25 protein-coding genes are annotated in these 25,870 nt (G+C 58.6%); 10 read left to right on the top strand and 15 right to left on the bottom strand.

Annotated features, from left to right (window positions below):
• Positions 1 to 28: 28 nt before the first annotated feature.
• On the bottom strand, positions 29 to 3,505 hold the full coding sequence (locus E4656_RS11850) for a hypothetical protein (RefSeq protein ID WP_167856042.1): 3,477 nt from the start codon (positions 3,503 to 3,505) through the stop codon (positions 29 to 31).
• Between the two features lie 219 nt (positions 3,506 to 3,724).
• Between E4656_RS11850 and E4656_RS11845 the strand changes: the two genes are divergently transcribed.
• Positions 3,725 to 3,925 carry a hypothetical protein gene (locus E4656_RS11845; RefSeq protein ID WP_135483486.1) on the top strand — a complete coding sequence of 67 codons (201 nt, stop codon included), beginning with the start codon at positions 3,725 to 3,727 and terminating at the stop codon, positions 3,923 to 3,925.
• 129 nt (positions 3,926 to 4,054) lie between these two features.
• Here the strand turns inward: E4656_RS11845 and E4656_RS11840 are convergent, their stop codons facing one another.
• Positions 4,055 to 5,305, bottom strand: coding sequence for an ATP-binding protein (locus E4656_RS11840; RefSeq protein WP_135483485.1), 1,251 nt, complete (start codon positions 5,303 to 5,305; stop codon positions 4,055 to 4,057).
• 77 nt (positions 5,306 to 5,382) lie between these two features.
• Complete coding sequence (locus E4656_RS11835; protein ID WP_135483484.1) at positions 5,383 to 6,303, bottom strand: LysR family transcriptional regulator; 921 nt, start codon at positions 6,301 to 6,303, stop codon at positions 5,383 to 5,385.
• Positions 6,304 to 6,425: 122 nt separating this feature from the next.
• Here E4656_RS11835 and E4656_RS11830 point away from each other — a divergent pair, with 122 nt between their 5' ends.
• Entirely contained in the window at positions 6,426 to 7,292 is an 867-nt protein-coding gene (locus E4656_RS11830) for a pirin family protein (RefSeq protein WP_135483483.1), read from the top strand.
• 45 nt (positions 7,293 to 7,337) lie between these two features.
• Here the strand turns inward: E4656_RS11830 and E4656_RS11825 are convergent, their stop codons facing one another.
• Together E4656_RS11825 and E4656_RS11820 are read right to left on the bottom strand one after the other, a co-directional pair.
• Complete coding sequence (locus E4656_RS11825) at positions 7,338 to 8,357, bottom strand: ACP S-malonyltransferase (RefSeq protein WP_135483482.1); 1,020 nt, start codon at positions 8,355 to 8,357, stop codon at positions 7,338 to 7,340.
• Positions 8,354 to 10,576 carry a thiamine pyrophosphate-dependent enzyme gene (locus tag E4656_RS11820; RefSeq protein WP_135483481.1) on the bottom strand — a complete coding sequence of 741 codons (2,223 nt, stop codon included), beginning with the start codon at positions 10,574 to 10,576 and terminating at the stop codon, positions 8,354 to 8,356. The genes E4656_RS11825 and E4656_RS11820 overlap by 4 nt, the downstream gene beginning before the upstream one ends.
• 97 nt (positions 10,577 to 10,673) lie before the next feature.
• On the opposite strand from E4656_RS11820, the gene E4656_RS11815 reads away from it, so the two are divergent.
• From E4656_RS11815 to E4656_RS11805, 3 genes are all read left to right on the top strand, one after another.
• Positions 10,674 to 11,522, top strand: a complete 849-nt coding sequence (locus E4656_RS11815) for a LysR family transcriptional regulator (protein ID WP_135483480.1) — start codon at positions 10,674 to 10,676, stop codon at positions 11,520 to 11,522.
• A 159-nt stretch (positions 11,523 to 11,681) separates the two neighbouring features.
• Positions 11,682 to 12,119: an Rrf2 family transcriptional regulator gene (locus E4656_RS11810; RefSeq protein WP_135483479.1), complete on the top strand. Its 438-nt coding sequence runs from the start codon at positions 11,682 to 11,684 to the stop codon at positions 12,117 to 12,119.
• Between the two features lie 38 nt (positions 12,120 to 12,157).
• Entirely contained in the window at positions 12,158 to 12,529 is a 372-nt protein-coding gene (locus E4656_RS11805; protein ID WP_135483478.1) for a YbaN family protein, read from the top strand.
• Between the two features lie 72 nt (positions 12,530 to 12,601).
• On the opposite strand, the gene ytfE is transcribed toward E4656_RS11805, so the two are convergent.
• The 3 genes from ytfE to E4656_RS11790 form a co-directional block, all read right to left on the bottom strand.
• Complete coding sequence (gene ytfE, locus E4656_RS11800) at positions 12,602 to 13,279, bottom strand: iron-sulfur cluster repair protein YtfE (RefSeq protein WP_240753972.1); 678 nt, start codon at positions 13,277 to 13,279, stop codon at positions 12,602 to 12,604.
• A 321-nt stretch (positions 13,280 to 13,600) separates the two neighbouring features.
• The gene (locus E4656_RS11795) at positions 13,601 to 14,161 is read right to left on the bottom strand and encodes a Yip1 family protein (RefSeq protein WP_167856041.1); all 561 of its coding nucleotides are present in this window, start codon (positions 14,159 to 14,161) and stop codon (positions 13,601 to 13,603) included.
• Positions 14,162 to 14,390: 229 nt separating this feature from the next.
• On the bottom strand, positions 14,391 to 14,768 hold the full coding sequence (locus tag E4656_RS11790; protein ID WP_167856040.1) for a MarR family winged helix-turn-helix transcriptional regulator: 378 nt from the start codon (positions 14,766 to 14,768) through the stop codon (positions 14,391 to 14,393).
• A gap of 179 nt (positions 14,769 to 14,947) precedes the next feature.
• Here E4656_RS11790 and E4656_RS11785 point away from each other — a divergent pair, with 179 nt between their 5' ends.
• Positions 14,948 to 15,271 (top strand): rhodanese-like domain-containing protein, encoded by a 324-nt coding sequence (locus E4656_RS11785; protein WP_240753982.1) that lies wholly within the window; start codon positions 14,948 to 14,950, stop codon positions 15,269 to 15,271.
• Between the two features lie 79 nt (positions 15,272 to 15,350).
• Here the strand turns inward: E4656_RS11785 and E4656_RS11780 are convergent, their stop codons facing one another.
• From E4656_RS11780 to E4656_RS11765, 4 genes are all read right to left on the bottom strand, one after another.
• Positions 15,351 to 15,563 carry a DUF3820 family protein gene (locus tag E4656_RS11780; RefSeq protein ID WP_135483476.1) on the bottom strand — a complete coding sequence of 71 codons (213 nt, stop codon included), beginning with the start codon at positions 15,561 to 15,563 and terminating at the stop codon, positions 15,351 to 15,353.
• Between the two features lie 67 nt (positions 15,564 to 15,630).
• Positions 15,631 to 16,518 carry an NAD(P)/FAD-dependent oxidoreductase gene (locus E4656_RS11775; protein ID WP_135483475.1) on the bottom strand — a complete coding sequence of 296 codons (888 nt, stop codon included), beginning with the start codon at positions 16,516 to 16,518 and terminating at the stop codon, positions 15,631 to 15,633.
• A 216-nt stretch (positions 16,519 to 16,734) separates the two neighbouring features.
• Positions 16,735 to 17,700 (bottom strand): TolB-like translocation protein, encoded by a 966-nt coding sequence (locus tag E4656_RS11770; RefSeq protein ID WP_135483474.1) that lies wholly within the window; start codon positions 17,698 to 17,700, stop codon positions 16,735 to 16,737.
• Positions 17,701 to 18,021: 321 nt separating this feature from the next.
• The gene (locus tag E4656_RS11765; RefSeq protein ID WP_135483473.1) at positions 18,022 to 19,692 is read right to left on the bottom strand and encodes a GMC family oxidoreductase; all 1,671 of its coding nucleotides are present in this window, start codon (positions 19,690 to 19,692) and stop codon (positions 18,022 to 18,024) included.
• Positions 19,693 to 19,925: 233 nt separating this feature from the next.
• Between E4656_RS11765 and E4656_RS11760 the strand changes: the two genes are divergently transcribed.
• The 4 genes from E4656_RS11760 to E4656_RS11745 all read left to right on the top strand — a co-directional run bounded on the left by E4656_RS11760 (position 19,926) and on the right by E4656_RS11745 (position 23,296).
• Positions 19,926 to 20,690, top strand: coding sequence for a potassium channel family protein (locus E4656_RS11760; RefSeq protein ID WP_135483472.1), 765 nt, complete (start codon positions 19,926 to 19,928; stop codon positions 20,688 to 20,690).
• On the top strand, positions 20,683 to 22,038 hold the full coding sequence (locus tag E4656_RS11755) for a hypothetical protein (RefSeq protein WP_135483471.1): 1,356 nt from the start codon (positions 20,683 to 20,685) through the stop codon (positions 22,036 to 22,038). Before E4656_RS11760 ends, E4656_RS11755 begins: the two co-directional genes overlap by 8 nt.
• A gap of 220 nt (positions 22,039 to 22,258) precedes the next feature.
• Positions 22,259 to 23,089: an ImmA/IrrE family metallo-endopeptidase gene (locus E4656_RS11750; RefSeq protein ID WP_135483470.1), complete on the top strand. Its 831-nt coding sequence runs from the start codon at positions 22,259 to 22,261 to the stop codon at positions 23,087 to 23,089.
• Between the two features lie 3 nt (positions 23,090 to 23,092).
• On the top strand, positions 23,093 to 23,296 hold the full coding sequence (locus tag E4656_RS11745) for a KTSC domain-containing protein (RefSeq protein WP_135483469.1): 204 nt from the start codon (positions 23,093 to 23,095) through the stop codon (positions 23,294 to 23,296).
• A 589-nt stretch (positions 23,297 to 23,885) separates the two neighbouring features.
• Here the strand turns inward: E4656_RS11745 and E4656_RS11740 are convergent.
• The 3 genes from E4656_RS11740 to narI are packed head-to-tail and all read right to left on the bottom strand — an operon-like array spanning position 23,886 to position 25,859.
• Positions 23,886 to 24,308, bottom strand: a complete 423-nt coding sequence (locus E4656_RS11740) for a ribonucleotide reductase subunit alpha (protein WP_135483468.1) — start codon at positions 24,306 to 24,308, stop codon at positions 23,886 to 23,888.
• Positions 24,309 to 24,327: 19 nt separating this feature from the next.
• Positions 24,328 to 25,098 carry a peptidylprolyl isomerase gene (locus E4656_RS11735; RefSeq protein WP_135483467.1) on the bottom strand — a complete coding sequence of 257 codons (771 nt, stop codon included), beginning with the start codon at positions 25,096 to 25,098 and terminating at the stop codon, positions 24,328 to 24,330.
• 59 nt (positions 25,099 to 25,157) lie between these two features.
• Positions 25,158 to 25,859 carry a respiratory nitrate reductase subunit gamma gene (narI, locus tag E4656_RS11730; protein ID WP_135483466.1) on the bottom strand — a complete coding sequence of 234 codons (702 nt, stop codon included), beginning with the start codon at positions 25,857 to 25,859 and terminating at the stop codon, positions 25,158 to 25,160.
• Between the last annotated feature and the right edge of the window lie 11 nt (positions 25,860 to 25,870).

Here is a 25,870-nt window from a genome sequence, read left to right as displayed (position 1 = left end):
AAGGACCGCTAAATATACGGCAGTTGGGTCAGTTGGACCAACTTGCATCGAGCACAATGACCTTGATTAGATCGGCCTCAGTTCTGTTCAAAAGCTTTTCCAGCATGCGTTTCAGTTCCGCAGCGGATTTGGGTTTAGGCAGACCGCCCGGTGGCGGCCTGGTGGGCGTCTTGTTGAACCAGAACACCACGAACAACCCGCGTCCTCCCGACTCCGGAGTGATCGTATATTGAGCCATCAATTGCTGATGCATGGCCGTCCAGAGGTCGTCACTGCTCTCGAGCTTGACTTCCACCGGCAGCGAGAGGCTGTTGCGATAGCTGAGTTGTATGTCAGAACGCTTGTCATTCCGATGATCGCTTTCTGGGTCAACTCTGATGTCGAAGCTGTCCAGTTTGTCTTTGAGCAGGCTGATCAGCGTATCCCGGCACTCATTCTCAAGTCTTGGTGTCCGGTCCGACTTGCTGGGCCTGTCCCAGAAATGCTTGAAAATATCGGCTCTGCTGCTTCTCAAGTCCTCTGCAATCTGCTGCAACACGTCCAGCACCAGGTGCTGCAAGTCTTTCGCACTCTGCGGGCTCTGATTGTGCAGTACCTTTGACACTTGATGGATGTCGAGAAACCGGTATTCGTGATCGCGACGGGCCAACACCTGAGATTCCCTGGCACTGGCCAGCGAGAATTTCAGGGTGTCCGGCAGTTCAAGTTGTAGCAGTCTCTCAATTTCCTGCGTGCAGGCAGGGTCCGGATCAGATGAAAGGCGTGATATCAGCGCACGTGAAAAATCACCCAAACGGTGCTCAAGCGTTACCCATCCGCTTTCAAGTTCAAGGCTTTGTTGCGGAATCAACAACTCGATCAGTTGCCCAGTCAATTGGGGAGAAAAGGTGTGAAGAGTATCTTCTGTGGCTACCTTCTCCAGCACATCGGCAGTCGTTCTCAGGCGCTGAGTCGAATGCTTGAGTTCCTGCAGCAGTGTCTCCTCGTAACCCTCTGGATCTGCCCCCAGAGCGGCGACCAGCCAATAGGCTTTTTGACTGGCAAGCAGGCTCTTTTTGCTGAGCTTTTCTGCGGCAATGGTTCGCAAATCATCCGGTACCAGCTTCTGAGCGGCCCGAATAAAATGGGTCAGATGGTTCAACTGATGCCGTCTGGCACGCAGTGGGAACCTGCGCAGGAGGTCGGGCAGCGCGTATAGTGCAAGAGCCCTGTACTGGTCATCATGGTACAGCGCATAACTGCCGCTCAGATAGTCTTTGCCTGCCTTTAGCAAGGTAATGGCATAATCAATGTACACGCTGGCGGTGAGTTGCGGGCGACTGCTCAGGCAATGCGCCCACCAGTCGTGTCGACCTTCTCCACCGTCGACCAGATCAAAGGCGACCAGCGAGGCCAGTCGCTGATCCGGCAGTGCGTCAAAATCGTCCCGGTTGGTTTCCAACAGTATCTGCGCGCCGGTCAGTACCGCCAGGTCAAGGCGGTGCCTCTGATCGTTCGCTCGCAGATCGATTATCTTTTGTGCAGTGGGCAGCTCAACCTCTCTGACACAGGTGACAAACCCGGTCTGTGTGGCCTCAAAAAGCACGTCTCCCACATCACAATAGCTCTGAAACCGCTCCTGCGGCGTGTCCCCCGGTGTGTCATAGAAACGGCCATGCCACAGCTTTGCCAGTTGATCATAGACATGGGCTTCGGCTGTGCCATCGCGAATAGCCGGAATCAACGGCCGAACGGCCTGGGTGCGTTTTGACCGCAGTTCCTGGCGTCGATCATTTTCGCGCACCTGCCACTCCGCTTGCTGTGTTTGCAAAGAGGGGAGGTTGCAGACCAGAAGTGGCTTAAGCAGATGCGCCCGATCAGGGTGATTTTGCTGCCAGGTCAGTACCTGATCAAGCGTGAGAGTGATCGGGTTGTGTCCCGCATTGATCCCTTGGGCGAGATAATTGACACAGGCAACCGCAACGGACTCATCAGCGCTGGCAGCCACGGACAGCAGCCAGTCTGCCATATCATTGGGATGCCGTGCGTCATGCAGCCGCCCCTGATCCATTAGCCAGCGGTGACGTTCCTCGGCTCCGTCTTTCTCGACCACCCGGCGTACCATCGCCTTGACCCTTTCCGGTCGCGCACTGAGCCAGTCCCGAATCTGGTTGTGCATTTCGCGGTCGCGCCGCAACAGGCCATACTGATCAATACCGACGCCCAGCCACTGAAACAACCGATCGTCATCAATCTGATCCCCGTGGAATTGCAATGTTGTAACCAGCAGCCGGTCTGCCAGGTCGCGCGCTGCAGACAACTGATCTTCACCCTCGAACAGCTCAGGGCGTTTAACCAGTTGATCCAGTAATGCAGGCATGTCAGCTTCTGGCAGCTTGTCCCAAAGACTAAGCCGCCAAAAGCCCCAATAGGTACCGAGCAGATTACGCTGCTTGAGGGGATGAAAATAGTCCAGGAGATCAAGGGTGCGCAGATGATTCGGATAGACAAATTCCAGCAGATGACCCAACAGTTCATCATCTGCATCTTGCACCTGACCGGTGCCGACTGCCTGCAGCAGACCACTCACCTCATCAGGTGCACATTGTCCCAGCCAGGATTCCAGCGCCCGAATTCGGTTGATCTGCCAACAGCGCGCGTCCTGCACGATATTCAACAGGTTGCCCTTGAGCTCAGGCAGAGCCTTGGGGCGATGCATGAAGATGGTCAGTGCAATACTCAGTTCGGCCTGACTGGCTTCGGCATGTCGATAACCGGTTAGTAAACCCTGAAAATCTTCAAGCAACTCTGCCGTTGCCAGATCTCCAGAGGTCGGACTCTGCGCTAGCTGCCAGTGCAACTGGGGCAACCCCCGGGCCTTGTTAAACAGTGCCCGAAGCAAATAGCGCTGCGACGCTGCAGGGAGCAACTGAATATCGCCATAGAGGGCCACGGCGACTGGGTCTGCATCTGTCAATTTCTGGCACAAGTCAGCGTTCAAAGCAGCCAACCAGGCAGTCAACCCGCGCAACTCGGCCACCAGTCCGCCATCCGGGGCCAGGAGCTGACTCAGCAAGCGATGCGGCATCAAGCGCTTGTCAGCCAACTGCCTGTTGATCCACCTCGCACCTAGAAACTCCGCAACGGTGCGGTGAACTGGCCTCATTCTCTCCGGAGCCGCCACGCTGAACAGCCGGGTGCTCAGGGACTGAGCAGCGGCAGACGAATTACCAAGCCTCAGGTCTGCGACGGTTGGATACAGATCACTACCGGCATCCTGATCTGTAGCCAACCCCTGGATGTCGGCCAGAAGAATCAGGGCGCTCAGTTCCCCGGCACTGTCGAGCAGGCTTTCCGGCGGTATCGGGAAATCACGCAAGCGGTCTCGATGATCTCTGTTGGATTCTGTAACGAGTTCACGACAAGCCAAGTCCAGAACATCATACCGACCGGCTGGCCAGCTTTGTGAGCCCTGTTGCCTCATGGCCTTTACCAGAAGTTCCAGGCTGATCGGGTTGCCCAGCAAGGCGTCAATGCCATGCTGCTCTGCCTGCTGAATAAACTGATCGGCGTTTTCAAACTGATACTCGTCGCGCAGCAACGTCAGGATGTCTGTGCGATCCAGCGGGCGTAGTGTCAGTTGTGCGATCTGCTGGTTTGGCGAACAGCTCTTCAAGCGATCCAGATCGCTCCTGCCCCGCCAGTCGGCAGCCCTGCAGGCCAGACGGAATCGAGGATTGCCCAATTGGCGCAAACGACTGGCGATTCGGTGCAACAGCATCTGATCACCACTGCCACGGATTTCATCCAGACCATCGAGGAACAGGGTTTTTCCACGCCATTCGTCCAGCACTGTGTCTTCCGCCAGAAACTCCGCCAGCGTCCGATACAATCCATTGTCTCCAAGCACCTCTGCCTCATACTGCAACGCTGTCGTTTTGCCTGAGCCAGGCTCTCCCAGCAGTACCCAGGCCGGTGTGTGCCGAAAATCTGCCAGCGAGCCGATCTCGGCTGCCTGCTTTGCTGACCCGTCTTTCTGCAGCAACTCTATCTGACGCTCACACCGCATGAGGGCTTACTCCTCCAGCCAATGGCTGGCCGGCTGGGCCAGAAACTCATCCAGTGGAATACCGCCGCTGCCGACAATCCGCCCGGTTGCTTCAGGATATTTGCGCTGAAAAATCGCCATACCCTTGGTCTTGATCGTGCCCTGACCGCTCTTCACTTCCAGAGCGACCTGTCGCTTGCCCTGGGTCAGGATGAAATCCACCTCATGGGCACCTTCCCGCCAATACTGCACTTGAAGCTCTGGTTCCGCACTGTTGCACAAGTGGGCTCCCACAGAACTCTCCACAAGGCGGCCCCAATATGATCGATCAGCTCGGGCTGCATCAAAGGTGTAATCCCCCTGAGCTGAAATCAAGGCCGTGTTGAGTACATGCAGCTTGGGGCTGGAAGCCCGCTGGCGGTGTTTCTGTCCGGCAAATTTGGTAAGCCCTGTCAACAGCCCGGCCTGCGCCAGCAGTTGCAGGTAATGAGCCAGAGTAGTGGTATTCCCGGCGTCCTGCAGTTGCCCCACCAGCTTGGTATAGGAAATGATCTGACCGGAATAATGGCAACCCAACTCGAACAGGCTGCGCAACAGTGCAGGCTTGTCGACCCGCGTCATCTGCAGGATATCTTTCTGGATGTTCGGGCTGACCAGAGCGTCACGTACGTATTCCCGCCAGCGTGATTCTTCATAGCGGAATGTCGCCGTTCCGGGGTAGCCGCCAAAATAGATGTACTCATCCAGAGAAAGATCGAACGCATCCCGCATTTCGGTATAGGACCAGTGCGTCAGAGATATCAACTCGAAACGACCCGCCAGGCTTTCAGCAAGCCCCTCTTGCATCAGCAGAGGCGCCGAGCCCAGCAATACCACGTGCAGATTGAGACCTTGCATGCGGTCAGCATCCCACAGCCCCTTCACTACGTCTGACCAGCGAGGAACCTTCTGTATCTCATCAATGGCGAGTACAAAATACCTGTCTGCGGGCATCTGTCGCGCACGGGCCCGAGCTATCTCCCATTGTCTGATCAGCCAATCTGCTGTCGGCGGACTGCCCGGCAACGATGAAATGTCACCCAGTGGTTCCCCAATCAACGGCACAGAGTTATCCGGAGCTTGGTCGGCTGACGCATAGTGACTGTGAAAAGAGCCAAGCACCTGTCTGACCAGCGTACTCTTTCCGACCTGTCGCGGCCCGGCAATGATGGTCAGTGTTCTTGGTGATTCTTTCAGGCGGCCATTCAGTGTTTGTGCCTGAGTTCGTCTGAATTCCATATATTTAAATCATTGAGTAAATTTACTCAATAATTTAAATATATCCAGCCGTGACTGTCAAATGGCCTCTGGCGTCGTCAGCCCGGCGTATCAGTACTGAACTCCGGCGCCGAAAACCGCTCTACCAGATAGTCCAGCAGGGCCCGCACACCCGGCAGCAGGCCACGACGGGAGGGCATGACGGCGTGGATGACTTCGCTTCTGGGGGCCCAGTCGGGCAGGACGGCCTGCAGGTCTCCGCTGTCCAGTTCGGCGCGGATCATCATGGTCGGCATCTGCACCAGGCCAATCCCGGCCACAGCGGCCAGGCGCAGGGTGTTCATGTTGCGCGTGACCAGTCTGGGCGAATGCTCGATGCGAGCCTCTGCGCGCTCGGGGCCGATCAGGTGCCAGAGGTGGCGCTGCTGGGGCTGCCCCAGTGCGAGGCTGGGCAGCGCAGACAGGTCCGCCGGCACGCCGGGTTTGCCGACGTCTGCCAGCAGTTCCGGGCTGGCCACCAGGCACTGGGCGCGGTCGGACAGGATGCGCAGTACCAGATCGCTGTCCTCCAGCGGTCGCGGCCGGACGCGCAGAGCCAGGTCCATGCGCTCTTCTATGACATCCACGCGGCGATCGGTGGATTCAACCTCGATGTTGATACCGGGATAGCGCTGCATGAAGGTGCACAGAAACTCGCTGACACAGACATCCAGCAGCGCCGTCGGACAACTGAGACGCACGGTGCCGCAGGGCTCGGCGCGGCGGCTGTCGATGGCTTCCTGAGCGGCTTCCGCCTCTACCAGCATGGCCCGACAGTGCTGAAAATACACCTGCCCGGCTTCAGTGACCGCCACCTGCCGGGTCGAGCGCTGCAGCAGCCGCACACCCAGGCGCTCTTCCAGCGCTGCTATGCGACGGCTGAGGCGGGACTTGGCCACGCCCAGAGCACGACCTGCCGGGGCAAAGCCACCGTGCTCCACCACCTGGGCAAAATAGTAGAGGTCGTTGAGATCCTGCATGGATAGCGCCCTGCATCGTTCTATATTTGGAACGATGAGTGTATCAATTGCCCCCTAGTCACTCCAGTGTTGCTGATCCAGAATGACTACCATCATCCAATACACCCCAACTGGAGGTTGTCATGAAAAAGATACTCGGCGTCTACAAGGCCCCACCCCGCCACTGGGTCGGTGATGGTTTTCCGGTACGTACCCTGTTCTCCTATGACAGTCACGGGCAACACATCAGCCCGTTTCTGCTGCTGGACCATGCCGGGCCCAAGTACTTTGAACCGGCAGAGCGCCCGCGTGGCGTGGGTGAACACCCGCACCGGGGCATCGAGACGGTGACTATTGTCTACAAGGGCGAGGTGGATCATCTGGATTCCACCGGCTCCGGAGGCCGGATCGGCCCGGGCGATGTGCAGTGGATGACCTCCGGCGGCGGCATCATGCACCAGGAGTTCCATTCCGAGGAATTCACCCGCCAGGGTGGCGAGCTGGAAATGGTGCAGCTCTGGGTCAACATGCCCGCGAAGGACAAGATGACCACACCGGGTTATCAGACCATCCTGAATGCCGACATTCCGACCCCGGAACTGCCCGATGGTGCTGGCCACATGCGCTTGATAGCCGGGGATTACAACGGCGAGTCCGGCCCCGCCAGTACGTTTTCACCCATGAACGTATGGGATGTGCGGCTGAACGGCGGCCATGAAACCCGGCTTGATCAGCCTGAGGGCTGGTCCGGCATTGTCATTGCGCTGCACGGTGACGTGCAGGTCAATGGCACGGAAGCCGTCAGAGAAGGCGAGTTCGCCCTGCTCGACCGCTCCGGAAGTGGCCTCTCGCTGGCCGCAGACGGTGACGCCACGGTGCTGGTGCTGAGTGGTGAGCCCCTTGACGAGCCCATCGCAGGCTACGGCCCCTTCGTCATGAACACCCAGGAGGAAATTCATCAGGCCATCAAGGACCTGCAAACCGGCAAATTCAGCCGCATACCGGCCTGAACCCCTGGCACCCGACTGGCAAAGGACTGCCCTTGCTCCCGCCCCTTATTCGCGCCCCTGGGAGACCACCAGAGGTCCGGAACGCTGCCGGGACTCAAAGGCCGCACGGCTGTCGATATCCTGCCAGTTGGCGAGGATCAGACACTGTGCCACCGCGCTTTCCAGTGTTGTGCCCGGGCCCGTGATGATTACCCGATCCGGCGCAAACTCGCGCAATGCCACCGTAACCGCCCGCGTGAAATCATAGGGTTCGGTGACCTGATGGCCGAGCGTATAGTCCCAGAGTTTTCCCGTGTCCGTGCTCCAGGGTGACCAGATATGCCCGCGGCCATCCACCATGGGGATCCGCAGCCGCTGCAGCGGCAGGTCGGCCAGCAGTTCTCGGGCCCGCTTTCGCACCGGCTGCTGCAGCGGCGTATGAAAGGCCGCATGGTTCTGCAGGCGCAGGGGAAACTGCTTGCGTCGCGGCAGTGCCCTGGCCAGTGCGTCGATGCCAGCCTTGTCGCCGCCGAACACCAGCAGCCCGCCAAGTTCGATGGAAATGTACAGTTCGTGCCCGTGCTCGGCCCGCAGGGCGACCATGGTGTCGAGACAGGCCTGTCGCGCCGCCGGATCAGGACGCCAGTCCTCATCGAACCAGGGGTAGACCAGTTGACCGCCGATCAGCTCTTGCTGCATCAGCGTGCCCATCTGATTGACCAGATGCAGCCCGGCTTTGGCCTCCAGTGCACCGGCGGCGGCCAGGGTGGAATACCAGCCCATGGAATTGCCGGTGACAGCGACGATTTCGAGCTCTCCTTCCAATACCTCCTGCGCATCCAGGAAGCTGCAGGCATAGATCAGCGGTGACGCATGCTCACCACGCCCCTGCAGCGCCGGGCTGAACGGCTTGTGGCTGTCCAGATCGGTCAGGGTGGGCTGGTTGTGCTGGCGGCGGTAGTCGTCGAACGCCTGCAGCAGGTCCGAACGGCCCTGGTGCCGACGGTTCAGGTAACCCCACTGTTCAGCATTGTAGGTGCCACGCCCGGGGCAGATCAGTATGGCACGCTCTCTCCGTGTACTCATTGGGTGGCCTCCCGGTCATGCTGGGCAGCCAGGCTCAGGGCAGCGGCGACGATATCGTCCCGGCCAGGCAGAGTACTGGTGGCCGCCCGCCCCAGCGCGATAAAGCTGTCATCGGCAGTCAACCGGGCGAGTCGATCACCGGGGAAGCCGCGTTCGGTCAGCTCGGCCATCAGTTCTTCGCTCACCGAGCCATGGCGTCGGCATTCGTCCACGATCAGTACATGGGTGCAGTCGTGCACGGTCTCGTGCAGCGCATCATGGTCGATATCGGTCAGCCAGCGCAGATCGATCAGGCGCGGCGCCAGCCCTTGCTCGGCCAGCAGCGGCCGGGCCTGTTCGCTCAGATAGACGCCGTTGCCATAGGTAATGATGGCCAGCCTGGTCGCCTTGCCCGCTTGGCCGCCGCTGTTTTCCGGTGCCTCATCGCAGCGGAACTGGCGGTGCGGAATGCGATAGTCCGGCCCTGGATCCACACGGCACCAGCCCTGGTCGCCGTCTTCGTGCAGATCCCGGCAGTGATAGCGCGCAATGGGTTCGAGAAACACCACCACCCGCTGTTCCTCATCGGCCAGGCGTACGCACTCCTGCAGCATGCCCACCGCCTCGGCGCCATCACTCGGGCAGGCCACCACCAGCCCCGGAATATCCCGCAGCACGGCCAGGGCATTGTCATTGTGGAAGTGACCGCCAAAGCCCTTCTGATAGCCCAGGCCGGCAATGCGCACGATCATCGGGTTGGTGTACTGACCACTGGAGAAGAAACTGAGCGTGGCGGCTTCGCCGCGCAACTGGTCTTCCGCATTGTGCAGATAGGCCAGAAACTGGATCTCGGCAATGGGCAGCATGCCGTTCTGACCCAGGCCAATGGCCAGGCCGAGGATGCTCTGCTCGTCCAGCAGGGTATCGATGACCCGGTGTCGACCAAAGGTCTGCTGCAGACGCAGCGTGACCCCGTAGACCCCGCCCTTGCGGCCAATGTCTTCTCCCGCCATGACCAGTTGAGGATAGAGACGCAGCAGACGGTGCAGAGCCTGGTTGATCAGCTTGGCCATGGGCTGCGGCGACTGACTGCCAGCCGGCAGGTGGGCGTCCGGATCGGCCCGGCTGGCCCTTTTCGGTGGCACGATGGAGGACATGACCTGCTGCGGATCCTGCAGCCGCGGGCGCTGCCGGGTCTGCTCCGAGACAGCGTCCACCCGGTGCAGGGTCTGCTCCAGCAGCTGCGCCAGGTCGGCCCGACTGAAACCACCTTCGTGCACCAGACGAGCGGCACTGTAGCGCAGGGGATCGCGAGCCTCCATGGCAGTTATCTGGTCCGGCGTCAGATAGGACTCCGGGGTATCGGAACCGGCATGGCCCAGCAGGCGCACCGTATCCAGATGCAGGAAGACCGGCTTCTGGCGGCGGCGTGCATGACGTGCGGCGGCGCAGCCGGCCTGCCAGGTATCGACCAGATCCAGACCGTTGGCATGAATGTAATGCAACCCCGGGCGCTGGCTGACCGAGGCTTCCACCCAACCTGGTGGCGTCGGTGTTGAGATGCCTATGCCGTTGTCGGCACAGACGAATACCAGCGGCAACGGCACCCCCTGAAAGGCCGTCCAGCCGGCCGTATTGAGCGCGCCCTGAGCCGTGGAATGGTTCAGCGAGGCATCTCCGAAACTGCACAGCACCACACTGTCGTTGCTCCACTCGCCCTGCCCGCCCAGGCGACGCCACAGCCCCAGGCTGTAGGCGGCACCGACGGCCTTGGGCAGATGCGAGGCAATGGTGCTGGTTTGAGGCGGTACATTGAGCGGCCGGGAGCCGAGCACCTTGTGCCGCCCGCCGGCAATGGGGTCGTCGGTGGACGCCATGAAACTGAGCAGCATGTCCCAGGTAATGGTCTGCCCCGGCACCGCCTTGCTGCGCTGGATGAACAGTGCCGCATCGCGATAATGCAGGAAGGCCGGATCGCCCGCCCGAAACGCCAGCCCGAGCGCCGCATTGGCCTCATGGCCGGCACTGCCGATGGTGTAATAGGCATCCCCGCGGGGTTGCAGCACACGGGCCTGCAGGTCCAGCACTCGGCTCAGCAACTGGGACTCGAACAGCTCTGCCAGTGCCGATACCCCCAGATCGGTATCCGCCAGTCGCCAGCGGGTATCACTGAGATCGGGCAGTGGTGCCTCCAGCAACAGATGCCGCAGGCCTGCGAAGGGAGAGGTAGAGGACGGCATGATCACGCTCCAGCCAAGACTGTTATCGGCAACAGCTTAGTCTTTCCAGTTCCATAGGTGTAATATTTATTAACTTGATCATGTATCGGAAAAATCTATGGACATGCGAGCCCTGCGCTATTTTCTGGCCACCTACAAGGCCGGCTCGGTCAGTGGTGCTGCACGGCACTGCCATGTAGCCCAGCCCTCGATTTCAGCTGCGCTGGCACAACTGGAAGATGAACTCGGCACGGCACTGTTCGAGCGCCACACCAAGGGCGTGCGCCCTACTGCAGCCGGGCAACGGCTGTACCCCATGGCCGCCGGGCTGCTCGCAGACAGCGCTGCTATCGTGCAGAGTTTCCGCGAGCCGGATCAGCGCCAGCCCCTGACGCTTGGGCTGATGCGTTCACTGGGCGCGCAGCGGATGAGTGGCTGGCTGCAGCGACTGCTGCAGGTGGGGGATCGACTTGAACTCACGCTGGTGAATCCCGAAGAGCCCTGTGACGCCCGCATCATTACAGCCTCGATGTGTGCCCCGCACGAACGCTTCGAACCCATCTGGCAGGATGCCTATCGTCTCGCGCTCCCCGCCGGGCACCCGCTGACCCTGAAACCCAGGCTCGCCCTGGCCGACCTGAACGGGCAGCCGTTTATCATCCGCGAGCACTGCGAAGCGAATGCCCATTTCGTGCAGGCCCTGCACCAGCTACAGATCACCGTGCAGCCTCGGGCCCACCTGCGCACCATCGAGTACAGTCGCGCTCTGGTGCAGGCCAATGTCGGCCTGGCTCTGATGCCGGACTGGAAGGAACACCGCGAACTGACCGACATGGTGCTGGTGGAACTGACCGACTGGCAATGCACGGTCGAGGTAGGGTTGGCCACCGGCCCGGATCTGGCGCCGGCACTGGCAGAACCCCTGCTGCACGCATGCAGTCAGATCGGACCCGGGCAGGCCCGCTGACAGGGCCCGGCCTTTATTATGGGCTCATTTTAATGTATTTTATATACACCTTCGTCACGCCGATAGCGATGCTGACTATCTCGCCTGGCATGGCTGCTGACTCACTTGAATGCCACCGCACGATGAGTGCGAGCGGCTGTGCATGTACAGGAGGTCACTGTGCGCATCACAAGCTATAGCGACTACGCACTGCGCGTGCTCATCTATCTGGCCACCGACCCGGAGCGGAAAACAACGATCGGCGAAATCGCGGCAACCTTTGATATCTCCAAGAATCATCTGATGAAAGTCGTGCATCAACTGAGCCGCCTGGGTTATATCGAGTCCGTTCGCGGGAAGAACGGCGGCCTCCGGTTGCAGCAACCGCCGGCCGAGATCAACCTGGGTGTGCTGTTCCGGCAGACGGAGACTGACCTGAGCCTGGTAGAGTGTTTTACCGACGACAATACCTGCCGCATCACCCCCATGTGCGAACTCAAGCACATCCTGGCCGAAGCGCAACAGGCGTTTATCGACACCCTGGCACGCCACAGCCTGGCAGACCTGGTGACCTCTCGGCATCAGCCGGAACTGGTTCGGATGCTGGCCCTGAACTGACTCGCCTCTGACCCTGGAAGCAGGAGGAACACTGGACCATGACGCGACTGCTTTATCTTGGCCTGGCCTATCTCTGTACTGCAATTGGTGCCGTGGGCGTGGTCATGCCATTGCTGCCCACCACACCCTTCCTGCTGGTAGCGGTGTGGGCGGGGTTTCGGGGGTCTCCGCGCCTGGCCAGGCGCATTCTGCGCAATCGTCAGTTCGGCCCCATTATCCGTGCCTGGCACCGGGAGCGTGCCATTCCGCTGCATGCCAAGTGGGTGGCCTGCGGGCTGCTTGCCGCGAGCTGGGTAACGCTGTGGCTGATCGGTACACGGTGGGAGGTGATGTCCTTCCTGACCCTGTTCTTTACCGGCGTGGCCACCTTCCTGCTGACGCGCGCCAATCCCGCCGGGAAATCAGCCTGAAAGCGGATCTTCTGTCTGCTGCCGGTCTGTCGTTGCCCGAAGCTCTGGTCTGTGCGCCGTCCTGTCATCGTCCTATGCATTCAAGGCACCCTTGAACAGCACATTGTTTTCCAGATGAATATGCTCCATCAGGTCGTTGCGCAGGCCGTCCAGTCCCAGATACAGCGCCCGCCAGGTATTGCAGGCGTGCGGAGGCGGTGTCATGTCATCGGTAAGTTCGATGATGTGCTGCAGAGATTCACCGTGGTCATCGTGCTCATGCTGCATCACCGTGATCGGCCCCGCCGCCTGAGCTGTCATGCCCTGCCGGAGCATGGGAAACAGAACCTGCTCTTCCTTCTGCATGTGGCTTTCCAGTTCAATTGCCATGGCCTGCAGGTGGTCAGCCAAACCAACCGGGCATCCGGGCTTGTCCCCGTGCACCGCTTCAACCCGGCGTGCCATGCGCAGTAGGTCCGGCAACTGCTCCCGGTGCAGCAGGTGGTAGTTCTGATAGATATGGTCGATCAGTTCCTCTACGGGCCGGCTCTGCCAGTCCTGCTCGGCAGAGCCGGCAGTCAGTGCCTGCAGTTGCTGCACGATGGGCTCCGCATCGAGCCCCTTGCTGGCCAGCGCTTCTTCCAGCGTCACGTGGCCGCCACAGCAGAAATCAAGCTTGTATTGCCTCAGCACGCGTGTGGCGCCGGCCAGTTGAGTGGCGATTTCGCCCAGGCTGGTGCCAAGCAAGGAAGGGGTGGCAGTAGTCATCATGGTGTTCTCCCGGTTGGAGGTCGGCGGGCGACCCGCATCTGCACACGAGTCACTCCACACAACATCGGTATGGCAGGTATTTTAAAAAATGTATTTCTTATACATCTTTAAAGATATATTTTAGATACAGTTTTAAAAGAGTCAAGAACTATCATCGAGTTGAGGGTTTACAGCACGAAACCCGGAGGATTTACCCGTCGCGGCCGGTCAGATCCCGCAGGCGGTTCATGACACCATATGGCCTGTTCCAATTCTGCAATTGGTCTGTCTGTGACGAACTACCGTCCGGCGGCCCGAAAATGCCCGCAACGGGTCGGGAAGTCAGTACGCCCAGATAGTCACCATCAGCAGAACCCAGGCCAGAAAAGCCGCTGCCATCACTGTGTAGGTGGCCGACATGCTGACCACATCGTTCTGCTGGCGATGGCACAGCGATCGCGTGCCGATATAGACGATCACGCATGAGGCCATCATGCCCAGGCCGGCTACAACAGCGGTGACCATTACCATGGGTACCAGCAAACCGAGAGAAGAAAGCCACATGGGAATCGGGGCGACAGCGGCCAGCAGGTAGGCATCATGATAGCTGATATCCAGACCATGCCCCTTGAGGACAGAGTAGATCAGCCAACCCATGACAAAAAACGTCAGCAATTCGGCCAGAAAAAAGGTGGTGGTAATGAACTGCCAGTTCTTGTCGGCAAAGCCCTGAATATAGCTGTCGCCATAGTGGGTGCCTGCAAAGTAGAGCAATATCGGCGGCAGAAATGACAGTGGCACCACCAAAACCCAGGCCAGAGTCGGGATGGAAATGTTCATCGCCTGCAGCTTTTCCCACCCTCTGGCAGAAAATGGCGAAGCAATCATTTGCATCGGTGTCATACTTGCCTCTCTAATATCATGCCACGATATATGTTCTAGTCCATTAGTTGGCGGGCTGGCAAGTCACCAGCGAAATTTCTGCTCGGATTTCAATCAACCATTGAGCCCGGATCAATTTCTACGGAGAGCACGTCAGGACCATGCTGACTCGGTCTCATGAGCCCTTCAGCCCCTGACGCAACATACCCGCAAGCCCGTTCAGCTTCACCTCGTACATCAACGCCAGATTCTACTTTCTGGATCCAGTAGTCAGTTTTTCAAGCAATTCAGCCAGCATTAAAACTTCCTCTGGTTCCAGGCTCCCTTCTATACCTTCATGTATGCCAGAACCGTAAACTGGCCACATGCGTTTAAGCACCTCGGTGCCTTCTTCAGTGATCAGGATCAGGTTACCTCTGCCGTCTTCAGAGCATGTCTGCCTCCGCACCAGTTTTTCTTTCTCAAGGCGGTCTATCAACCGGGAAAGATTGTGCTTCGGCAATAGCGTTTTGTTGGAAATCTCGAACTGACGCAGCCCTTCACTGCCTGCCCGATGCACTTCAATGAGTACGTCGTACCATGAGAGTGGCGGCAACCCCTGATTTTTCAGTGATTGCTCGATCTTCACATGCAATTGCGTTGAGACTCTGACCAGCCGAGTCCAGGCTGCAATGGCATTTTCACTGGGTCGTTGAGTTGTCATGTCAGGAATTTTATCGACACATAGTTGCAATTACAACTTTAAAGCCCTATTGTGCATATAGTTGCAAGTGCAACTACAAACCTAAGGAGACTATTGTGGACACCATGACCAGAGACGAGATCAAGCACCGACTGGACACCGGCGAGCCCGTTACGCTGGTAGAAGCTCTCCCGCGCAAATATTACGACGACGGACACCTCCCCGGGGCAATCAATATTCCACATGATGAAGTTCGCGCACGGGCCGGCAGTGATTTGTCTGACAAGAACGCCACGATCGTGGTGTATTGCGCCAGCACAGAATGCAGAAACTCCCGCATCGCCGTCCAAATGCTGTCAAGCATGGGCTACCAACGGGTATTCGAATATGTGGAAGGCAAGCAAGACTGGATGGAGGCAGGCTATCCAATAGAAAAGTCGGACACGTAAAATGCAGCAGGCAGGCCCTGCCGTCCACAGGCCGGTACACGCTGTGAGTGTACGGGCCTGTCTGAATTGTGGGACCTCGCTAGTCCTTCAGCCCCTGACGCAACATACCCTCAAGCCCGTTCAGCTTCACCTCGTACATCAATGCCAGTTGGCGGCCCAGCTTGCTGTCCGGAAAACCCTGGCGATGAAACCACACCAGGTAGGGTTCCGGCAGATCCAGCAGCTTGCGTCCCTTGTACTTGCCGAACGGCATGGTCTGGTTGATGGCCTCAAGCAGTTCCTGTTGGTTCATAAAACCTGTTCTCAAACCTTTTCGGTATTCTGAACCACATGCTGCAATGGGGCCAGCAGAGCTGAGCTCAACCCTGCCAGATCAGGGAGTGGTGAGCGGCCAACGCGGCCTGTGAACCATCGGCAATGGCGAAGGTCACGTTGCCGGCTGCTCTGGCGGCATCGCCGCAGGCAAAGACGCCAGGCACTGTGGTCTGCTTCATGCCATCAGTTTCAATCACCTCACCCATGGGGCTGTCGGCAAGCTGGCAACCCAACTGACTGGCCAGCGGGCTGTTGAGCCGGATGCGCGGAGCCACAAAGAGCCCGGCCAGCTCGATTGTGCGCCCGTCAGCCAGTTCTACCGTGGCTCGATCTCCACTGACCCGGCTCACCTGTTCGGTCTCCACAGTAACCTCACGGTCATCCAGCTGCTCGCGTTGCTCAGCCGTGGGTTCGAACTGTCCGTTGATGAACAGCGTGGTCGGCCCCCAGTCCGGGAGCAGCAGCGCCTGGTGCATGGAAACTTCACCGACCGCCAATACGCCCAGCGGGCCTTCTTCCAGCTCATAGCCGTGGCAGTAGGGACAATGGAACACGGACCGGCCCCAGCGTTCATCCAGACCAGGTACGGGCGGCATTTCATCACTGATCCCCATGGCCAGTATCAACCGCTGTGCAGTCACCCTTTCACCACTGTCCGATTCGACTTCAAACCCACCATCCACAGAACTGGCACCAACTGCCTGCCCCTGCCGCCAGGTGACTGTGGAATACTTCAGCAGTTGTTCCCGCGCTTCGGTGGCAATGTCTGCCGGACTATAGCCATCCCGGCCCAGCAGCCCATGCGACGTCGAGGCAAACCGATTCCGGCGCTGGCCGGCATCAACAACCAATACCTTGCGGCGGGCACGGGCCAATTGCAGCGCCGCAGCCATACCCGCATAACTTCCTCCGACAATCACTACATCATACATGGCCCCGCTCCTTGTCAATGGTTCCGGTGAAGGCAAATTTGCCATCCCCCGCCACGGCGCTTCCCGGATCGCACCAGCCCTCCCTCTTCTGCCATGTGCAGAAGAAAGTGCAGTACGCCAGAAAGCATGCCGCTTCTTTTTATGTAACAAATATTATTACATGAAAAGACAAAAGACAACAACGGGCTTTGACAGCATTAAATGTAACCAGGACGTCTAGTGATCAAACCAGCCCAGTGAGCTGTCTTCGCCACTGGACCAGATGCCGCCGTTGTTGGGCCCGGGAAGGCGGGTCGGCCCTCCGTCTTCAATGCGCACCGGAGGGTTGTCAGGCAGGGATACCACGTGAATGTCGCCCCGCATGGAAGCGGTACTGTTCAGCAGCACCAGAGCCAGATGGGTGTCATCAGGGGAGAATACAGGCCGGGCAAGACTCTGGTTTGAAAACACCACTTCGCCATGGTCGTCGGCGCCCTGCCCCAGGCTGCCCATCCATATGCTGCCGGCCAGGCTGTAGGCCATCTGGCTGCCATCGTTGGAGACAGCGATATTGGTCGGAAGGTTGCTGAATGTGGTATTCAGTTCCCGAATCAGAGTGACTTCCGGGTCCGTCACGTCCTCGATATAGACCAGAACCATTGGATTGTCTTCCTCCAGATACAGCTGCCCCGCAAGGACCAGGGTACCGTCCGGAGACCAACCGTGGCCCCTTACCCGAAAGCCCTGCTGATCGATCTCGAGTACGATCTGCTCCTGTTGGTTCACGACTCTGAAGTTGCCATGCGTACCACCAGCCGCAACCGCAGAAAAGTAGTCCGCACCGGGGGACGGCCGTATGCCGATATCATTCCGGAATACGGGGGCACCAAAATGGTATTCCGCTACCGGGCTGGCAAAAGGCAACTCGAACAGGGCCAGTAGCTCTCGCCCACCGGGCCAGTTATTGGAGGTAAAATAGTCGCCATCCGGGCTGAAAAACGGGCCTTGTCGACCCTGCCGGCTGCCGATCAAGTTTATGTGCTGGGAGTCGGCATCAAAGGCATAGAGGTCGCCTGCGTGCGCGTAGTAGAGAATGCCGTCCAGATCCCCGAAGCCAACCTCATCATCCTGACCGCCGTCCATATTGCAGGCGATCAGACCCGAGGCCAGCAGAAGCGTGGACACAGAGCGCAGATGCCACATGATTCAAGTCCCTTTGCAGTTGAGAATGTTGTAACAACATGTTTCAACTCAGAAAGTACCACCATGCCAACATCCGTCTGCCACAGACTCTCTGATTACCTCTTTGGTCAATACAATGGTTGTTCAGACCCCCTGCCTTCAGATGCTGCAGAAGCCTGTCGGACAACAGGAAAATACTAGATGAGCTCAGACCAGCGGGCAATGGACGGCGATGGCCAAGTGCACCAAATGTGATCAGGTTCACGCAGAGGTGCGGCACGCGTCCGGTCGCCCTCCCGAGCCACTGCTACCATGACGCGCAGAGCCGTACACTCCAGCCGCCTATCTCCTGTGGCTGTCAGCTGCTATCCAGACGGCTGCCTTTTCGGCAATCATCAGGGTGGGCGAGTTCGTATTGCCACTGATAATCAACGGCATGATGCTGGCGTCGACCACCCTCAGGCCATCAACACTGCGCACGCGCAGCCGGGTGTCGACCACACCCATGGGGTCATCCGGGGTGCTCATTTTTGCCGTGCCGACCGGGTGGAAGATGGTGGTGGCAATGTCTCCCGCCAGCCGCGCCAGTTCCTCGTCGCTCTGATACTGAGCGCCTGGTCGCCACTCCTCGGGCTGGTAAACCGCCAGTGCCGGCCGTGACACGATATGGCGAACCTGCCGCAGACTCTGCACGGCGATGCGCCGATCTTCCTCCGTACTCAGGTAGTTGGGGCAGATCACGGGAGCCTGGCTGGCGTCGCGCGAGGTGATTCGGATCTCACCGCGGCTGGTCGGGTTCAGGTTGCACACACTGGCGGTAAAGGCCGGAAACGGGTGCAGGTCTTCTCCGAACGCATCCAGGCTCAGCGGCTGCACATGGTATTCGAGGTTGGCATAAGGCTGCTCCGGGTCAGAGCGGGAAAACGCGCCCAACTGGCTGGGCGCCATGCTCATCGGACCGGACCGGTTCAGCAGATATTCCAGGCCGATGGCCGCCTTGCCCAGCAGACTGTTGGCCATGGTATTGAGTGTTTTGGCTCCCTGTACCTTGTAGATCGACCGTATCTGCAGATGATCCTGCAGATTGGCCCCGACCCCGGGAACATCGGCCACGACATCAATGCCCAGTTTTTGCAACAAGGGTGCCGGCCCGATGCCGGAGAGCTGCAGGATCTGCGGTGAGCCAATGGCGCCGGCGGACAGAATGACTTCGTGTCGGGCCTGCACGCTGACACTCTCGTCGGACCGTCGCACGCAGACTCCCGAGCAGCGCGGCCGCCCGCCGTCAGTTCGGTCGAGCGTCAGCCGCTCGACCTGGGCCTGTGTCCACACCGTCAGGTTCTTGCGCTGCCGTACCGGACGCAGAAATGCCTTGGCCGTGTTCCAGCGCCAGCCGCGGCGCTGGTTGACTTCAAAATAGCCGACACCATGGTTGTCACCACTGTTGAAGTCGGCCGTGCGCGGCACGCCGGCCTGCTCTGCGGCATCCGCAAAGCATTCCAGAATGTCCCAGTGCAGGCGCTGCTTTTCAATCCGCCATTCCCCGCCACTGCCATGCAGGCGGGCGAACGCCTCACGTTCGTCCGCATCGGCAAAGGCATCACTCTCAAGTCGGTAGTGATCTTCATGTGCCTTGAATTCGGGCAGGCAGTGCTGCCAGGACCAGGTTTCATCACCGGTGAGTTTTGCCCATTCGTCGTAGTCTCGAGCCTGGCCGCGCATGTAGATCATGCCGTTGATCGACGAACAGCCGCCGAGGGTCTTGCCGCGCGGATACCGCAGCGAGCGCCCATTCAGCCCCGCATCAGGTTCAGTCTGGTACAGCCAGTCTGTCCGCGGGTTGCCGATGCAGTACAGATAACCGACGGGAATGTGTATCCAGTGGTAGCGGTCACTGCCGCCGGCTTCCAGCAACAGTACCTGCTTGTCCGGATCACTGCTGAGGCGATTGGCCAGCAGGCAGCCAGCGGAACCGCCACCCACAATGATGAAATCAAAGACATTACGCGGCATGGCTCGGCTCCCCGTATCAGCGCACTCCTTCCTCTCCATAGGCATGGTTATCACCAAACAGGCTCTTTTTCCAGCTACCAAAATCATGCCGGGCCATAAGCGGAGCCCTGAGGGAACGCTGTCGACCCGGCCACAGGTTGATAAATTGGGATAACTGAACTAGACCTGAAGGTAGTCTCTCTCGTCAGTACGCGTATGGCGGGTACCGATAATTGCAGTGGAAGGACCCGTTATTGCGCGCTTTACTGTATCGACACCTCGAGCCCGAAGGCCGACCCGAACCGGGACTCTCGCCGCTCAACACCCTTATCGCCCTGCTGATTCTGCTGGCGGTCATCACCGTTATTGCCGAAACCGAAGCCACATTGACCGGCGTACACGCCGCCCTGTTTTCCCGTCTGGAGCTGTTCTTCGGCACCGTGTTCACGCTGGAGTATCTGGCCCGAGTCCATGCCGCCGGGGAAGACCCGCGTTATCGCGGTCTTGTCGGCCGCCTGCGCTACATGGTCAGCATCTGGGCCCTGATCGACCTGGTGGCTCTGCTGCCCTTCTACTTCGGCATACTCGGCACCAGCAATGCCTTCTTCCTGCGTCTGATCAGGCTGTTGCGCCTGCTGCGCCTCTCGCGTCTGGGCCGCTTCAGCAAGGCCTGGGATGCTCTGGCCGACGCACTGCACACCCGTATGCACGAACTCATGCTCAGCGTCGGCTTGGCCCTGGTTTTGCTGGTGCTGTCATCGGCCTGTATCTACCTGGTGGAAGCCGAACAGCAACCTGAATCCTTCGGCAGCATCCCCAGAGCACTCTGGTGGAGCATCGCCACCCTGACCACAGTGGGTTACGGCGACGTCACCCCCATAACCACCATCGGCCGGATCTTTGCCGGCGTCACCGCCGTTGCCGGCATCGGCCTCATCGCCATGCCCACCGGCATACTGGCCGCCGCCTTCAGCGATGCCTTTCAGAAACGACGGGAACAGGAGCAAGACCATGGATAGACCCGACTACATCATACGCGGCGAGCCGGCTCGCCTGATTCCCGTAGTCGCCGACAGTGGCAAGGAGAGCAAGGCCACATCGGTGTTTCTGGCCGCCATGCGTGGTGTGAAGGAATTCAGAGAAGTAATGCTGGGCTCCCTGGGCCTGAAACTGGGCAGCCGTGCTCAACTCGAAGCTTGGACAGAGGTCGTGTTCAAGGATGACAAGGAGGCTGTCAGGAACGACCGCCCGGATGGACTGATTGTGGTGAGCACCGGCCGCAAGGACTGGAGTGCCCTGATCGAGTCCAAGATCAGGAACAATGAAATAGAAGAGGAACAGCTCAAGCACTACCTGAAGCGAGCCAAGGCCAATGGCATGGATGCGGTGATCACCATCACCAACCAGTTTGTGGCCATGCCCTCGCATCACCCGATCAAGTTGCCGAAGAACCTGCTGAAAAATATCGACCTGTACCACTGGTCATGGATGTTTATCGTAACCCAGGCTACCTTGCTGCTGGACTCCGGCGAATTCGAATCGGATGACCAGAAGTTCCTGCTGGAAGAGGTAGTCCGTTTCCTCGGCCATGATGCCAGCGGCATCACCCGCTTCGACAGCATGAACAAGGAATGGAAAGACCTGGTCGGCAAGATCAAGAGCGATGGCCAGCTCAACAAGAGCAGCGAAGAAGTGGAAAACACGGTTTCAAGCTGGCATCAGGAGCAGCGCGACCTCTGCCTGGTCATGAGCCGACAGCTTGGTCAGCCCGTGCGCCTGAAACTGTCCCGTACCCACCGACTAGACCCGGTGCAGCGCCTGAAAGATGATGCCGAGCAACTGGCCAAATCCAAACACCTCAACTGCTGCCTGGAAGTACCCAACGCCGCCTCCGACATCGAAGTGACCGCCGACCTGGCCAAACGCACCATCACCTGCCTGATGCGACTGACCGCCCCCAGGGACAAGAAACGCACCTCCGCCCGGATCAACTGGCTGGCACGGCAACTGTCCAAGTCAGAAACCGAAGGCATCTACGTACGGGCCTTGCGCCCGGGCAGAGCCGAAGAAACGCAAGCCACACTTGCACAGGTCCTGGAAAGCGCCGACGCACTCGACTCAGGCACCACAGACGTCGTGCCCAGCACCTTTGAAGTCTACTACCTGGTAGACCTCGCCGGCCGCTTTGCCGGCAGCAAGAAGTTCATCGAAGAACTGGAGAAGGCAGTGCCAACCTTCTACGAGCAAGTCGGCGAACGACTGAGAGCCTGGGTGCCCCCACCGCCTAAGCTGCAGAACAAGAAGGATCCGGTGGGGAATGAGGATTGGGAAGATGGAGAATCCGAAAATGGCGACGAATCCATGTGAGCAGATCTAACCCACGGAAGAGCGTTCACGCGCAATCTCTCACAGAAGCAAAAGCACTATATATAGTCATAACCATACACACAAACACAACATATAGTATTTTAATTGGGAAAAAGCTTGACGTTGACTGAAATTTGATCATACCATCATGACAAGCCGCCTTAGCTAGGAGTCCGAGCTATGTTGTTCCAGCTTGGTGCTCGCTTTACCGGAGAGTTGCATGATCGACGAACGAATCACAGCCAGTAGAATTAAGTATCAGAACCCGTATGCCCACCTGAACGACCTAGGCGAGTTCGATGCCGACTTCTCCATCAGGACATCCGAAATTTCTGCAGAAAGCATTCGTGGGCGTCCAACCCCAGAATATACGGGGCAAAGAATGTTCACCGATAGGGAGATAGAGCAGATAACAAGGAAGTTGCTTCGGCTACGCTGGAAGAACGACATGGCAAAGTCCGGCAGCGCCAATCCGCGCGATCAAATGAATCCGATATCAGCCCTTGAACAGTTGGGATATCAGGTTGAAAAGGACTATTCACTTGGACAGGTTGTCATCAAAGGTCAAGCCAACGAGGTGGGCGGTACAATCGACAAGGAGGCTGGTCGAGTTAGAATCTCCCCTCAGTTTTCGCCAGAGATAATGAATTTCACCGCTGCCCATGAATTGGGGCACGCCGTATTGCATAGAGCCCAAGGATTGCATCGTGACAAGCCCTTGGATGGTAGTTCAGGTAGTCGAGAAGCCATTGAGTATGAGGCTGACAAGTTCGCTACCTACTTTTTGATGCCTGAAAAGCAGGTTCGAAAGGCTTTCAAGCAGATTTATGGAACTGAATACTTTTCATTCAATGAGGATAGAGTTTTTGCCCTGACCCAAGGCACCTCAGAGGCGTTCAAGAAAAAATATGGCAGCCTTCGTGACAGATCCAAATTGTTGTCATCATCTGAACAGTTCAATGGAAAGCATTTCCGCTCACTTGTAAAACAGTTCAAGGTGTCAGTTGGGGCAATGGCTATCAGGTTGGAAGAATTGAAGCTGCTGGAGTGATCAATGGAGTGGATCAAAGTGAGTTCTGATGCAATTGAGAGGGTAGGCTATGATTCCTCCGCTCGTCGCATGTATATCGACTTCCATGACAGCACTCCGCAATACACTTACTGTGGAGTGCCTGAGCAAGTTTTCAGAGAGCTTGTAAACGCATCTTCAGTTGGCAGTTACTTCCATCGCCATGTGCGCAATAGATACAGATGCTAATCGGTTCCATTCATCAAGTTCTATGTCTTCCACACCAATCCCTAAATCCGTTAGATAAAGTGCGTGGCCAAGGGCCACAGCCCACAGGATAAGGTGGCGCTGATTAAGTCGCCTGCCGGGTACATGCGCTGTGAGACCGTTTGCGGCCAGAGACGGCCGCAACCGAGCTGGCATGGATGCCGTTTTTTGCGTGTCTCACAGGCATGTGTCCGAGCGTGGCGACGGTGGTTTGGCGCAAGGGCTCAGCAAGCGGATGCAATGCGTGGCCAAGGGCCACAGCCTACAGCACACGGTGGCGATGATAGAGTCGCCTGCCGGGTACATGCGCTGTGAGACCGTCTACGGCCAGGGACAAAATTGCCGGGAGTAATTTTGCACGAGCGCAGCGAGCCCGCAGGGTCAGGCCCAGGGACGGGCCTGATACTCGCCGTAGTCGAGCTGGCATGGATGCCGTTTTTTGCGTGTCTCACAGGCATGTGCCCGAGCGTGGCGACGGTGGTATGGTACGGAGGTTTTGGAGGCAAGGTGTGTAAGGGCGGCTGGCGCCGCCCATCGCGACTTGCGTCGCTCGCTACAGGATACCTGGTGGCTAGCCGCCGTCGAGCAGGAGGGGTGTGCCCTGGTTGTCGAAGGCGAGGTAGTTGCTGATGCTGCCCTGGCGAACACTTTCGACCATGCCGTCCAGGGCCTTGTTGGTGTCGTCCTCGATCGGGTACTGGCCGTTCTGGCCCGGCAGGGCGGCAACGAAGATGACGTCCCAGCGTTCCACCATGTCTTCGGACTCGGTGGCCAGTTGGCGAAAGCTGGTGAGGTCCTGCGGCGCCTTGTCGACACAGACCACAGGCGCCAGGTGACCCCCCTGCCCCGCTTCGAAGCGGCGCTTCATTGCTTCGGTATAGCCTTCCGGCAGTTCGCGCCGGGTGAACACGAACAGCAGTCGTTGCGGTTCGGTCTGCGCCTGTGCCAGCTGCAGAAAATCGTCGAAGCTTTCGAGTGCGAAAGTCTGGCTCATAAAGTATGCCTGTCCCGGGTTATTGCATCAGGGGTGATTTCTGCACATTCAGCTCGATGCCGTCGATGCGGGCTTCGGCCATCAGGGCATTGATGTACTGCGCAATCGCCTTGCGGCGTACCTTCTCGTTCAGATAGTCGCGAATGCGCTCCTGCACCATGTCATATTCCAGCGGCTGGCCCTCGACCTTGTGGTGAATCTGCACAATATGGTAGCCGTAGCGGGTCTCCACCAGGCTCTTGATCAGCCCTGCGCTGGCCCGGAACACCTGCCGCTCGAACTCGGGCACGGTCTGGCCCTTCTCGATCTGGCCCAGTGAGCCGCCGTTGCCGCTGGAGTCGCAGTTGGAGTGCTTTCTGGCCAGTTGCGCAAAGTCGTCCGGCTTCTTCTTCACCTGCGCCAGCAGGCGGTCGGCGATGTCATGCGCATAGGCCCTCTGGCCCTCGTCCTTGGGGTCACCGGCGATCAGGATGTGGCTGATATCCAGCAGCGGCGAGGTGCAGAAGCGTTCGGTATTGGAGTCGAAGTAGGCTCGGCACTCCTCCTCAGTGGCTTCCGGAATGTGCACATCGTGTTCGATCAACTGCTCGATGTGATCGTCATCGGCGGCCGGGTCGTCCGCACCGCGCACGTTCAGGCCCAGCTCGGTAGCGCGCTGCCGCAGCAGCTCGCCCACCACCAGGGTGGTCGCGGCATGATGTTCGGCCGCTTCCTTGCTGGGTGCCGGGTGATACTGCATTTCCTGATAGATGCGATCGGCATCTATGGTGACGTCATTCACTGCAATCATGTGGTGTTCTCCCGAATGCGGCAGCCCTGAAATGGGCTGCCGAGGTCCGTAGTGAGTGCTTATTTGGCAGCACTGATTTTGCTGCGAACCACCTGATAGTTCCGACCCAGGTAGCCCACCGGCACACTCCAGATGTGCACCAGGCGGCTGAACGGGAACAGCACGAACAGGGTCACACCCAGGTTCACATGGGCCTTGTAGATCCAGTGCACGTCATGGATGTATTCCACTGCCTGTACCGGCCGGAAGGTCAGCAGATAACGTGACCAGCTCATCAGGTCATGCATGACTTCGCCGTCCATGTGGCCGGTGGACACAAAAATGGTCAGCAGGCCGAGGATCAGTTGGGCATAAATGACCAGCAGGATCAGGGTATCCATCAGAGTGGTGGTGGCCCGCACCCGCGGATTGAACAGCCGCCGGTGTACCAGCATGGTCAGGCCTATAAAGCAGATGATGCCGAAAAAGCCACCCACACCCATGGCAATCAGTTGCTTGGCGGGCAGGGAAATGCCCAGCCAGGTCCACAGTTCATAGGGAATGACCAGGCCGGCAAAGTGCCCGGCAAAGATGGCCAGAATGCCCACATGAAACATGATGCTGGCAATGCGGAACTTGCGGTCATGCATGATCTGGCTGGAGCCGGCTTTCCAGGTGTACTGCTCGCGGTCATAGCGGATCAGACAGCCCAGGAAGAACACCACCGACGCCAGGTAGGGGTAGATACCAAAGAAAAAGACATCCAGTGCGCTTGCGTTCATGATTGATTCTC

Source organism: Natronospirillum operosum, assembly GCF_004768465.1.
GTDB lineage: Bacteria > Pseudomonadota > Gammaproteobacteria > Pseudomonadales > Natronospirillaceae > Natronospirillum > Natronospirillum operosum.
This window is presented reverse-complemented; position numbering and strand designations above follow the sequence as displayed.